Genomic DNA, 12,491 nt, shown 5'->3' on the forward strand with positions numbered 1-12,491 from the left:
ACCACTTTTTAGTTAGTATATTTACTACGCAAAAATACAAAAACGGACAATGATAACAAGTTTTTTTAATAAATCTAAACCGATAAATTTTGTCATTGTATTTTTCGTTACACTTTTAGCTTTTTTAATTGCTAGAATAGAACTTAAAAATGAAGTCGTTACGGCACAATTTTTCCTAAAGCAAACTGCACTTTTTTTAATAGCGATTGTATCCATTTTGCTTTTAAACTTTATCGTCAGCAAGAACAGTTTAACCAAAAAGAACAATTATGAAATCTTATTGTTCAGCCTTTTTTTGTTGACCATAACACAAACAACAAAGAACTCAGATATACTATTGGCCAATTTTTTTGTGCTCCTTGGGTTAAGGCGAATTGTTAGCATTCGTTCGCAAAGGGATGTAAAAAAGAAGCTTTTTGATGCTGCTTTTTGGGTTGCTGTTGCTAGCTTATTCTATTTCTGGTCTATTTTGTTTTTCATTTTAATCGTGCTATCACTTGTATTGTATTCGGATAATAATATAAGGCATTGGATTGTGCCTTTTTTAGGACTTATTACGGTTTTTGTTATTTCAGTTGGAGCATCCATTGTTCTGTATGATAGCTTTTTTGGGCTATTTAAAACCTCATTCCAAATAAGTTATGATTTTAGCAGTTATAACTCGGCTAAGTATTTGATAGCCATCACAATGCTAATTTCCTTCGGAATATGGTCTTCCATTTTTTACTTGCAGAACATAAAAAAGAAGAAAAAGGCATTTAGGGCCTCATACAAAACTGTTATTTTGGCTGCGGTTCTTGCTTTTTTTATTGTGCTAATAGTGCCTGAAAAAAAAGGAAGCGAATTTTTATTTTTATTTGCGCCATTGGCCATAATAATAACCAATTACATAGAAATTATCCAAGAAAAATGGTTCAAGGAAATTTTTGTTTCTATGCTCATTATTGTGCCTTTTTTGCTTTTATTGCTGTAGTTTTTCACCAAAAGCTAAATCGCCAGCGTCACCAAGACCGGGAACTATATAACTATAGCTATTCAAAGTTTTGTCAATAGCTGCTATCCATAAATGTACGTTTTCAGAGAAATTATTTTTAACAAAATCAACACCGTCTTGAGCGCCAATAACACTTACTAAATGAATTTCCTTGGGGGCGCCATAAGGCTTTAAGGCTTCAAAAGTATTTAACATTGAATGCCCAGTGGCCAGCATTGGGTCTGCCAAAACAAGTGTTTTGCCTTCCAAACTTGGGCAAGCTAAATATTCAACAATAATTTCAATTCTTTCGGGGTTGTGTTCGTGGTGTCTATATGCAGAAATAAAAGCATTGTCGGCAGCATCAAAATAATTAAGTAAACCATTATGTAAAGGTATGCCAGCTCTTAAAATGGAACACAAAACAATGCCATTTTTTGGGAGACTAATGTAAGCTTTACCCAACGGCGTTTTAATATTGGCAGAGCCATAGTTTAGAGTTTTGCTCATTTCATAACCCAGCACTTCTCCAATACGTTCAATATTTCTTCTAAATCGCATGCGGTCTTTTTGTATTTCAATATTTCTAATTTCAGAAATAAAGGTATTCAATATTGAGTTTTGGAGTGAAAGGTTATGAATGTGCATAGTGCCAATTTTTACAATAGTAAAGTTAACTAAATATGAAGTATATTTACAGCTTAAAATTTTATTAGCATGTTTACAACTAAAGCAAACAAAATATTTCAAGACGTTATAGAAAAATATCACATTGTTAATTCGGTTGACCAGCCTTTTGAGAATGCTTACCCAGAAAGTGATTTAATAGAACATTTATTATACAGAAAATGTTGGATTGATACCGTTCAATGGCACTACGAAGATATTATTCGCGACCCACAAATAGATCCTGTTGCAGCGTTAAAACTGAAACGCCAGATTGATGCTTCAAATCAAGACAGAACGGATATGGTAGAATACATTGACAGCTATTTTCTTGAAAAATATAAACATGTAACACCTAAAAAGAACGCCACAATCAATACCGAAAGTCCAGCTTGGGGCATTGACAGGCTATCTATTTTGGCACTAAAAATTTATCATATGAATGAAGAAGCAACAAGAAAAGATGCTTCTGATTCACACAAGGCTGCATGCCATAAGAAATTAGATGTTTTACTAGAGCAACGTGTTGATTTATCTATTGCAATAGATACCCTTTTGAGCGATATTGAAAATGGAGACAAGTACATGAAAGTTTACAAACAAATGAAAATGTATAATGATGATGAGCTAAACCCTGTACTTCGCTCTCAAAAATAAAATTCCTGTTAAAACGGGAATCTCATCTTAAGAATTTAGATGTCAGAATCTAAAAAACATATCTTAGTCATTCGTTTATCAGCTATGGGCGATGTGGCGATGACGGTTCCTGTTCTACGTTCACTGACAAAGCAACATCCCGATTTAAATATAACAGTTTTAACTCGGGCTTTTTTCGCTCCTTTTTTTAGAGATATTCCAAATGTAAACGTCGCTATTGCTGAGGTAGACACAAAGCATAAAGGTGTTTTCGGACTTTACAAATTGGCTAAAGGACTTAATAAAAATAAGTTTTATGTTATTGCCGATTTGCACAATGTTTTAAGAACCAAAATTCTAAAAAAATTCTTGAGATGCAAACGGTTTATTACTATTGATAAGGGTAGAAAAGAAAAGCAGGCATTAACGGCAGGAAAAATTTTTAAGCCTTTAAAAACAACACACCAACGCTATGCTGATGTCTTTAAAGCCCTGGGATATCCAATAGATTTATCAAATCCATCATTTCCAGATAAAGCTGTTTTAAATGAAAATCTCCAAGAATTGATTGGCGATAAAGTTGAGAAACTTATAGGAATAGCTCCTTTTGCAGCTCACGAAGGGAAAATGTATCCCTTGGAACTCATGAAAATTGTAATTGAAAGGCTTTCAAAGAATTACAAAGTCATCTTATTTGGAGGGGGAGAAAAAGAAGAAGCAATTTTATACGATTTACAGGGCGCATATAAAAACGTTGTCAGTATTGCTGGAAAACTGACTCTAGAGGAAGAAATGGATATAATTTCAAACTTAGATTCAATGGTTTCCATGGATTCTGGAAATGCCCATATTGCTGCAATGCTAGGAATTAAAACAATTACCATTTGGGGGGTTACACATCCGTATGCAGGTTTCGCACCGTTTAACCAACCTGAAGATTATGCCTTGTTGGCAGATAGAAATCAATTTCCAAAAATTCCAACCTCAGTTTATGGCAATAAGTATCCAGAACATTACAAAGAAGCCGCAGGAAGTGTTTCTCCTGAAAATATAATTGCTAAAATTAAGTCGGTAATTTAAAAAACGGAAAATCTAAGCAGTCTAAAAATCTAAATATATCTAACCTCTATTTACACATCATCATAATCCACCGAAATGGTTATTGTGGTTGGATGTGCCTGACAAGTTAGAATTAATCCTTCTGCCACTTCACTTTCAGTTAGAATGTTGTTTTGCCTCATTTTGGCCTCGCCCTCAGTAATTCTGGCTAAGCAACTACTACAAATACCACCTTGACATGAATATGGCGCATCTAAGTCTTCATCTAAAGCAGCTTCAAGTATGGTTTGTTTTTGAGACATTTCAAATGTTGTGGTCTCGTCATCAACGGTAATGGTAATTTTTGTTTTCCCATCGGCAACAGTTTGCTCTTCTTCTACTTCTGCAGATTTTGCGGCCTTAAATAATTCAAAATGAATTCTGCCTTCATCAACATCGTGGCCGGTTAAAACATCTTTTACAGTATGGATCATAGCTTCTGGGCCACACAGATAATAAGCATCAACTTCAATATGTTTGTGCTTATTTTTCATTACATAATTAACCGTGCTCTTTTCAATCCTTCCAAAAATGGAATCGTCATCTTCATCGCGCTGGCTAAACACAAACTGAATGGAAAAACGTTCTTTGTAATCGTGCTGAAGTTGCAAGAGCTCGTTTAAGAACATGGTATCTTCAGTGGTTTTGTTGCCATAAACCAAAATGACTTTACTGTAAACCTCTTCCTCTAAAGCACATTTAATAATACTTAAAATGGGGGTAATTCCACTACCGGCAGCAAATAATGCAATGTTTTTGGTTTTGGAATCGTTGGGTGTGAATGTAAATCGACCTTTTGGCGCTGCAATTTCAAGGGTATCACCAACCTTCAAAGTATTATTGGCGTATGCCGAAAATGTGCCATCATTCACTTCTTTTACAGCAACCTTTAAATCACCACTCTTTGGCGAACTGCACAAGGAGTAATCTCTGCGTAATTCATGGCCATTAATAGTTTTTTTCACGGTAATGTATTGCCCAGCATGAAAAGAAAAGGTGTCTTTTAAATGTTCTGGAACTTCAAATAGAATACTAATGGATTTATCGGTTTCTCTTTTAATATGCTTTACGGAAAGCGTATGAAATGATGACATGTGAAATTATTTTTAGCAAAAATAGTGAAGTTGGTTTGTAAATTTTAAATTTGGTTGTAACAATTGGTTTAAAAATTTTACTAACCATTGTATTCAGAAGAAACAAACCAAACATTAACCATAAAAAACTCTTTAAATGAAAAAAGTATTACTAGTATGTTTCCTTTCAGCTGCATTTTTTCTTCAGGTTGAAGCTCAAGAAAATTCAGAATTTAAAAATGAAACCATAGAGTTTTTAAAATTAACGGGGGCCGGTGCCGCTTTTGAAAATGCTATTACGCAGATTGGCACCATGGTTACAGAAGCCAATAAAGAAGCGTACACTGAAGAAGCTAAGGGCACATTGGTGGGGCTTTACGAAAAAATGGCAGAGCTTTACATGGGTGAGTTTACTCGAGAGGAAATCAAGCAACTAACCGCCTTTTACGAATCGGATTTAGGAAAAAAATTAGCGACCAAACAATTGGACTTAACACAAAAAGCTATGACATTTGGCCAAACTTGGGGCATGGAAGTACAAGGTATTGCTCAAAAGTATCAATAAACTTAAGATATGATCAAGCAATTTTTAGGTTTAGAATGGAAAAAATTTACTAGGGCATCTTATTTCAAAAAAGGGTTGGCCATTAAAATACTTTTGTTTTTTGCGGCCATTTATTTTGGTGGAGCGGCTATTCTCTTTGGTGTAGGCATGTTTTTCATTTTTAAGAAACTATTTCCTGAAATCGACCCCATTATAATGGTAAATAATTTTCTAATCTTTTGGATACTTTTTGATTTAGGCATTCGGTTTTTTATGCAACAACTGCCAGTAATGAATATTAAACCTTTAATGACCATACCAATTAAGCGTAATACCATTATTCATTATTTGCTTGGTAAAACGGCATTATCATTTTTTAATTTTTTGGCTCTACTGCTTTTTCTGCCGTTTTGCATTGTTTTATTGGCAAATGGTTACCCTTTTTTAAATGTTTTTTTCTGGTTTTTTAGCATCATTTTAATGACATTGAGTGTAAACTTTCTAAATTTTTTAATCAACAAAAACAATGTCTTTTTTTATTTCATTTTGGGTCTTTTGGCCATATTTTTTGGATTGGAGTATTATAATATTTTTAAAATTTCTGAGCCTTTAGGCATTGCCTTTAATGCGCTTTATAGTCACCCATATCTCGTTTTGGCTCCAGCTATTTTACTGGGTATACTTTACCTTAAAAACTTTAACGATATAAATAAGGGTTTTTATTTGGACGGGGCAATTTCGAAGAAAGTAGAAAAAGTAGACACCACCGATTTAACCTGGATGAATCGTTTTGGTAGCATAGCGGTTTTTCTTAAAAATGATGTTCGTCTCATTTGGCGAAATGCTAGACCTAAACAGGTTTTAATGATATCCTTTTTGTTCTTGTTTTATGGCGTTATTTTTTACACCCAAAAAATTTACCAGGATATGCCTGCCGTTTTAGCATTTGCATCCATGTTCGTAACAGGTGGGTTTTTAATGACTTTTGGGCAATTAGTTCCGTCTTGGGATAGTGAGTATTATAAATTACTGATGAGTCAAAACATTCCATATAGAAAGTATTTGGAATCTAAATGGTATTTAATGGTTGTTGCTGTGGCCATTTCATTTATTTTGAGTACACCATATTTATATTTTGGCTGGAGAATATTTGGCATGATAGCCGCAGGAGCACTGTTCAATATTGGGCTAAATTCCTTTATCACCTTATTTGGTGGTGCGCTTAACCGAGTTCCCGTAGAATTGAACGCTAAGGCAAAAGCATTTAGCAACACCAATGGCTTTAACCCAACGCAAATGCTCATTGCATTACCTAAAATTTTTCTACCTATGCTGCTTTTTTATGTCCCTTATGTGATTTTCAACTTTGAAGTGGGGTTGATTGTGCTGGCATCGAGTGGCGTTTTGGGTATTGTTTTCAAGAACTTCTTTTTAAGTCAGATTGAAAATTTATACCAAAAAGGGAAGTATAAAACGGTATCTGCTTTTACCGAAAAAAATTAGTCAATTTTAATAAATCAGTTTAGTTATGATTACAACATCAAAATTGTCAAAAAAATATAATAATAATTTAGTTTTAAGCATTGAGTCTTTAGAAATTCCCAAAGGACAAAGTTTTGGTTTGGTTGGCAACAATGGCGCAGGTAAAACCACCTATTTTAGTTTGCTTTTAGATTTAATTCAACCCACAACGGGGCATATTATAAACAATGGCGTTCAAGTAAATACAAGCGAAGATTGGAAACCGTTTACCTCAGCCTTTATTGATGAAAGTTTTTTAATTGGCTACCTAACTGCAGAAGAATATTTTTATTTTATTGGCGAATTGCGAAACCAAAACAAGGCAGATGTTGATGCTTTATTAGCGCAATTTCAAGACTTTTTTCATGGTGAAATATTAAACCAAAAGAAATATTTACGCGATTTAAGCAAGGGCAATCAAAAGAAAGCGGGCATTGTAGCCGCCCTAATTGGAAACCCAGATGTTATTATTTTGGACGAACCCTTTGCTAATTTAGACCCAACAACGCAAATTCGATTAAAGGCCATCATCAAGGATTTGGCCCAGAAACAAGGGGTTACTGTTTTGGTTTCAAGCCATGATTTACTGCATGTTACCGATGTTTGCGACCGTATTGTGGTTCTTGAAAAGGGTGAAATCGTAAAGGATTTGGCAACCAACGAGGCTACACTCAAGGAACTCGAGGCCCATTTTTCCAACTAATCCATTTATTCAAAAGTCGTTACATTTTATAGGTAAATTCAAAAAGATGCGTATTTTTACCCATCTGTATAATAATAGCTTGAGTTTATAGTTATTATTTACACTAAAAACTCGACCTTGAAAATACCTAGTAAGCACATATTTTTTGTAATAGCCCTCTCTTTTTTGGTTATCGGCTGTTCACGAAAAAAGGATAAGTTTATAAACCGTAATGTCCATGCGGTTACTGCAGAATTCAATGCACTGTTTAATGGCTACAATGCTTTAGAGGAAGGAAGGCAAACCTTAAACGATGCCTACTTTGATAATTATTGGGAGGTTCTGCCCATAGAGCGTATGCAGATTATGGAAGATGTTATACTTCCAGGGCAGTCTAAAAACGAAAATTTTTCCCGTGCAGAAGAAAAGGCCGCAAAAGCCATACAAAAACACAGTATGAATATTGATGGCAAAGAGAAAAATCCGCAAATGGATGAAGCTTATTTGCTGTTGGGTAAGGCCAGATATTTTGATCAGCGGTTTATACCCGCATTAGAGGCTTTTAACTATATACTTTACAAATACCCGGCAAGCGATAAGATAAACCAAGCTAAAGTTTGGCGTGAAAAAACCAATATACGGTTAGACAATAATGAGCTTGCCATTGAAAATTTAAAACGTTTGTTAAGACAAGAGGATTTGGAAGGCCAGGATTTAGCCGACGCTACGTCCATTTTGGCACAAGCGTATTTAAACGTTAAGGTAATTGATACGGCCATTGCGCAACTTAAAATCGCAGCCAAAGCCACAAAAAGTAATGACGAACGTGGGCGCTACCGCTTTATCCAAGGTCAATTGTACAATAAACTAGGTTATAAGGATAGTGCAAATGTTGCTTTTGATAAAGTCATTGAACTTAACAGAAGAACACCAAGAATTTACATGATTACGGCTTATCTGGAAAAAATCAAAAATTTCGATTTTGAAAACGGAAACAAGCTTGAGGTTACCGAATTGCTTACAGAACTCGAAGAAAACAGGGAAAATCGTCCATTCTTGGATAAAATTTATCATCAAATTGCAGAGTACCATTTGCAAAACGGTTCAGATTCTTTAGCCGTTAAATATTACAATAAATCTTTGAGTACCAATTCAAAGGATAAAATCCTAATTGCCAAAAATTATGAAACCTTGGGCGATATGAATTTTAATGCATCCATCTACGCCAAGGCTGGAAAATATTACGATAGTACAATGAGTAGCTTAGTGGTTAACTCCAAGCCCTACCGCGTTATAAAACGCAAGCGCGATAATCTAGAAGATGTTATTTACTACGAAGCCATAGCCAAATCAAACGATAGTATTCTGACCCTGGTTAATTTATCTGATGCAGAAAGAACTGCTTATTTCAGCGCGTTTATTGAAGAATTAAAAGCCAAAGCCAAAGAAGAAAAGAAGGCGCAAGAAGCTGCCGAACGTAATACAGGCTTGGTTACGGTTAATAACCAAATTGGAGGAAAACGTTTTGGACTACCCGGAGGGAATAATAGCCAAGCCAATACATTTTATTTTTATAACCCAACAACGGTTGCTTACGGCAAAAACGAGTTTGTTAAAATTTGGGGTGATAGGCCTTTGGAAGATAATTGGAGGTGGTCCAGTAAAGCAAGTTCAGGAGGAATAGACAATATTACTTCGGCCAATGATGTTTTGGCGGCTGCTTCAGAAGAGGAACGTTTCGACCCGCAGTTTTATATTTCCAAAATCCCCTCCGAAGAAAAGGAAATAGACAGTATTTCTAAAGAGCGCAATTACGCCTATTATCAACTTGGGTTAATTTATAAGGAAAAATTCAAGGAATTTGAATTGGCTAAAGATAAATTTCAAAATCTACTGAAGAGCAATCCCGAAGAACGCTTTATCCTTCCTTCAAAATATAATCTTTATAGAATTTATGAAGCTTTGGGTGAAAATGACGAAGCAGCTATAGCGAAGCAAAAAATTATTTCAGATTACCCAGAGTCCAGGTATGCCATGATTTTGAGCAATCCGGATTTGGTTTCAGGTAAAGACGAAAACAGCCCACAGAGTCTATATGAAGCCTTATATGCCCAGCATGAAAATCAGGAATATGAAGAGGTTATTTCAAAAAGTAAAGAATACATCAACACTTTTGAAGGCGACCCCATTGTTCCCAAGTTTGAACTTCTAAAGGCAACAGCAACCGGTCGTTTATATGGTTTTGAACCCTATAAAGAAGCCATCAACCATTTGGCTGTTACTTACGCCAACACGCCAGAAGGCAAACAGGCCCAAAACATAGAAGCTAATATTTTACCTAGATTGGCGAATAAGGATTTTAACCGCACTACAGACAGCATTCCAGATAATTATAAAGTAGTTTTCAGGTTTAAAAATGTTGGCCCCGAAAAATTAGCGACCTTCCTAGAAACTTTAGATGAGGTTCTGGAAAATATAAGGTATTACCGATTGAAGTCTTCAATGGATGTTTACGGCCCTGACACAAAACTGGTTTTAGTACATGGGTTAAAAACAGAGCAAGTGGCCAAAACATTTGACCAATTATTGAAAAAAGAAGACAAAAAGAAAATAAAAGCCCCCTATTTTGTGGTATCGTCCACAAACTATCAAATCATTCAAATCCATAAAAATTTGGATGCTTATTTGAATATCGATAATAATTAAACTTAACAGATTATGTTCTCTGAAAACAAAAAAGACAAACAAATGACAGACAATATCTCTGGCAAAAACACAATTGCCCAAGGCACTAAAATTATTGGTGACGTTAATAGCGAAGGAGATTTAAGAATTGATGGCATTATAGAAGGAAATGTAAAAACTTCAGGTAAGGTAGCGGTAGGTAAAACAGGTCTAATAAAAGGCACTTTAAGCGGAACCGACGCACATTTTGAGGGCAAGTTTTCTGGAAAATTGGCTTTGTCTGGCACATTAACCTTGATGTCGTCTGCGCATATTGAAGGCGAAGTGATTGCGGGAAAATTGGCTGTAGAACCTGGAGCAACCTTTAATGTGACTTGTGCAATGAAAGGCGCTGTAAAAGAAATGAACAATGGAGGACAATCAACACAACAAAGAAAACCAGAATCCGAAAAAACAGCTTAAAAACGTTGCCGCCCTTTCAGGAATAGCAATTCAAATGGGTGTTACCATTTACTTGTTTGTCATTCTTGGTAAATGGCTGGATGCAACTTATAACGACAGTAAGAAGCTATACATCATTATCATGACGCTTTTAGGTGTTGGTATTTCGCTTTATGTTGTTCTGAAACAAGTTAATAGAATAAAGTATTGATGAGCAACCCTTTTTTAAGCTTTACCATCAAGGCCTTGTTTGCATTGGCCATTGCTTTTGGAATTCATTTAGCCGCATTAAATTTTTTCAATCAACCCTTGTTTGAAAACGGAATAGTATTATCCTATGTGGTAAACCTAGTCTTGATTGTTGTTATTTTCGGAGTACTTTATTTGCTTAAAAACAAGTATAAGGGACAATTGGGGTTTTTGTTTTTAGCAGGAAGTGTTCTAAAATTTGCCGTTTTTTTTGTATTGTTTTATCCGTTTTACAAGCTTGACGGTGCAATTACTAAGCTTGAATTTGCCGCCTTCTTCATCCCATATACCATTGGTCTTGTGCTCGAATCTGTGAGCTTGAGCAAATGGTTGAATAAACTCGATTAAAGTTTTATTGCAATAGGCTTTAAACAGTGATGTAAAATACTAATTAACAATCTCTAAACCAAGAGATGAGGTGTGTTCTGGATGTTGCTCATAACCTTTGAAATACAAATATTTAACTCAGATGAAATAAAAAAGAAAATTGTTTTTGTTTTTCGGAGAAAAACATACCTTTGCAGCGATTTTTAAGCCACTACTATTTAAAGTGATATGCGAAGAAAAATATCTTTAAAACCAATAGTTCTAGTCCTTATATTATTTAGTCTTTTTTCCTGTAAAGAAAGATCTGAGGAAGAAAAGGAAGAAAGAAAAGAAGAAGTTAAAGAATATACCCAGCACCACGTCAAGGATTCTTATGACTTTCACTTGTTTTCATACACTACAGATTCAGGTGAAGAAAAGCACATTGGTTTTCCGTTACCCGTATTGCTTTGGGATAACGGATTAAAAGTGTTTTCGTCTTCAAAATTCCATCATGGCGAAGAAGTTGCCGAAGTTGATGGGAATTACTACAAAGTGCACCACTCTAAAATCTATAAAGTTGATGGTCCTGAAGGTGAAATTATTGAAGATGAGCACCATCATGCGATTAACGAAAAACCTTTCGATTTTTCAATTACCAAAAACGTTGTAATGATTTTTATGATGTTTGCTATCATGTTTACCATGTTTTACCGAATGGCCAGAAAACATAAAAATAACAATGGTATGCCACAAGGTTTGGGACGTTTCTTAGAGCCGATTGTTTTATATGTGCGCGACGAAATAGCTATTCCTAATATTGGTGAAAAACATTATAAGAGATATATGAGTTATTTGCTTACCGTATTTTTCTTTGTTTGGATTGTCAACCTTTTTGGTCTAACACCAATAGGGATGAATTTAACCAACAACATTGCGGTAACCCTTTGCTTGGCGCTTATCACTTATGTCATCACAACTTTTTCTGGAAATAAAAACTATTGGAAACACATTTTTTGGATGCCAGGAGTACCGGTACCAATGAAAATAATTTTGGCACCAATAGAATTGTTAGGAACCTTTATTAAGCCGTTTGCGTTAATGATTCGTTTGTACGCAAACATTACAGCAGGTCATATCGTTATTATGAGTATCATAGGAATGGTGTTCTTGCTTGAGAATTGGATAGGTAGTTCACTGTCCTTCTTATTGGCATTTGTTTTGGCCATTCTAGAGTTGCTTGTTGCAGCTTTACAAGCATATATTTTTACTGTTCTCTCAGCGTTATACTTTGGTATGGCGGTTGAAGAGCATCATGACGAACACCACTAATAAGTGTTTGTCCCATTCTGTTTTTAATAGGATTATAAGATTGAATGTTTAATTTTTAATTATATATTTTTATGGAAATTCCAGCTATTGTAGGTGCAGGTTTAGTAGTAATCGGAGCAGGTATTGGTATTGGTAGAATCGGTGGTTCTGCTATGGAGGCTATCGCTCGTCAACCTGAAGCTACAGGAAAAATTCAAACGGCTATGCTTATTGCAGCTGCTTTGATTGAAGGTATTGGATTTGCTGCATTATTTGCGGTATAAAACAAACAAAGAAACAGCTATG

General features: G+C 35.1%; 14 protein-coding genes. 12 read left to right on the forward strand and 2 right to left on the reverse strand.

Annotated elements, in window-relative coordinates; all coding sequences use genetic code 11:
* Positions 1 to 49 precede the first annotated feature (49 nt).
* Complete coding sequence (locus tag ACB104_RS06350) at positions 50 to 973, forward strand: DUF6427 family protein (protein ID WP_370477444.1); 924 nt, start codon at positions 50 to 52, stop codon at positions 971 to 973.
* On the opposite strand, the gene upp is transcribed toward ACB104_RS06350, so the two are convergent.
* The gene (gene upp, locus ACB104_RS06355) at positions 962 to 1,621 is read right to left on the reverse strand and encodes a uracil phosphoribosyltransferase (protein ID WP_370477445.1); all 660 of its coding nucleotides are present in this window, start codon (positions 1,619 to 1,621) and stop codon (positions 962 to 964) included. The genes ACB104_RS06350 and upp overlap by 12 nt on opposite strands.
* A gap of 69 nt (positions 1,622 to 1,690) precedes the next feature.
* Between upp and ACB104_RS06360 the strand changes: the two genes are divergently transcribed.
* Positions 1,691 to 2,296, forward strand: a complete 606-nt coding sequence (locus tag ACB104_RS06360; protein ID WP_370477446.1) for a DUF4254 domain-containing protein — start codon at positions 1,691 to 1,693, stop codon at positions 2,294 to 2,296.
* Positions 2,297 to 2,335: 39 nt separating this feature from the next.
* Positions 2,336 to 3,355, forward strand: coding sequence for a glycosyltransferase family 9 protein (locus ACB104_RS06365; protein WP_370477447.1), 1,020 nt, complete (start codon positions 2,336 to 2,338; stop codon positions 3,353 to 3,355).
* 50 nt (positions 3,356 to 3,405) lie between these two features.
* Here the strand turns inward: ACB104_RS06365 and ACB104_RS06370 are convergent, their stop codons facing one another.
* On the reverse strand, positions 3,406 to 4,467 hold the full coding sequence (locus tag ACB104_RS06370; protein ID WP_370477448.1) for a 2Fe-2S iron-sulfur cluster-binding protein: 1,062 nt from the start codon (positions 4,465 to 4,467) through the stop codon (positions 3,406 to 3,408).
* Positions 4,468 to 4,603: 136 nt separating this feature from the next.
* Between ACB104_RS06370 and ACB104_RS06375 the strand changes: the two genes are divergently transcribed.
* The 9 genes from ACB104_RS06375 (at position 4,604) to atpE (ending at position 12,469) form a co-directional block, all read left to right on the forward strand.
* A complete protein-coding gene (locus ACB104_RS06375; RefSeq protein WP_370477449.1) occupies positions 4,604 to 5,011 on the forward strand; it encodes a DUF2059 domain-containing protein in 408 nt (135 codons plus the stop codon).
* Between the two features lie 9 nt (positions 5,012 to 5,020).
* The gene (locus ACB104_RS06380) at positions 5,021 to 6,493 is read left to right on the forward strand and encodes a DUF5687 family protein (protein ID WP_370477450.1); all 1,473 of its coding nucleotides are present in this window, start codon (positions 5,021 to 5,023) and stop codon (positions 6,491 to 6,493) included.
* A gap of 25 nt (positions 6,494 to 6,518) precedes the next feature.
* Complete coding sequence (locus ACB104_RS06385) at positions 6,519 to 7,214, forward strand: ABC transporter ATP-binding protein (RefSeq protein ID WP_370477451.1); 696 nt, start codon at positions 6,519 to 6,521, stop codon at positions 7,212 to 7,214.
* Positions 7,215 to 7,331: 117 nt separating this feature from the next.
* A complete protein-coding gene (gene porW, locus ACB104_RS06390; protein ID WP_370477452.1) occupies positions 7,332 to 9,899 on the forward strand; it encodes a type IX secretion system periplasmic lipoprotein PorW/SprE in 2,568 nt (855 codons plus the stop codon).
* A 12-nt stretch (positions 9,900 to 9,911) separates the two neighbouring features.
* Positions 9,912 to 10,340, forward strand: a complete 429-nt coding sequence (locus ACB104_RS06395) for a bactofilin family protein (protein ID WP_370477453.1) — start codon at positions 9,912 to 9,914, stop codon at positions 10,338 to 10,340.
* Entirely contained in the window at positions 10,288 to 10,530 is a 243-nt protein-coding gene (locus tag ACB104_RS06400) for an AtpZ/AtpI family protein (RefSeq protein ID WP_370477454.1), read from the forward strand. Before ACB104_RS06395 ends, ACB104_RS06400 begins: the two co-directional genes overlap by 53 nt.
* Positions 10,530 to 10,916 (forward strand): hypothetical protein, encoded by a 387-nt coding sequence (locus ACB104_RS06405; protein WP_370477455.1) that lies wholly within the window; start codon positions 10,530 to 10,532, stop codon positions 10,914 to 10,916. Before ACB104_RS06400 ends, ACB104_RS06405 begins: the two co-directional genes overlap by 1 nt.
* 207 nt (positions 10,917 to 11,123) lie before the next feature.
* The gene (atpB, locus tag ACB104_RS06410) at positions 11,124 to 12,206 is read left to right on the forward strand and encodes a F0F1 ATP synthase subunit A (protein WP_370477456.1); all 1,083 of its coding nucleotides are present in this window, start codon (positions 11,124 to 11,126) and stop codon (positions 12,204 to 12,206) included.
* Positions 12,207 to 12,277: 71 nt separating this feature from the next.
* Positions 12,278 to 12,469 carry an ATP synthase F0 subunit C gene (gene atpE / locus ACB104_RS06415; protein ID WP_102756010.1) on the forward strand — a complete coding sequence of 64 codons (192 nt, stop codon included), beginning with the start codon at positions 12,278 to 12,280 and terminating at the stop codon, positions 12,467 to 12,469.
* Positions 12,470 to 12,491: the final 22 nt, after the last annotated feature.

This window comes from Tamlana flava, from assembly GCF_041287255.1.
Lineage (GTDB): Bacteria > Bacteroidota > Bacteroidia > Flavobacteriales > Flavobacteriaceae > Tamlana > Tamlana flava.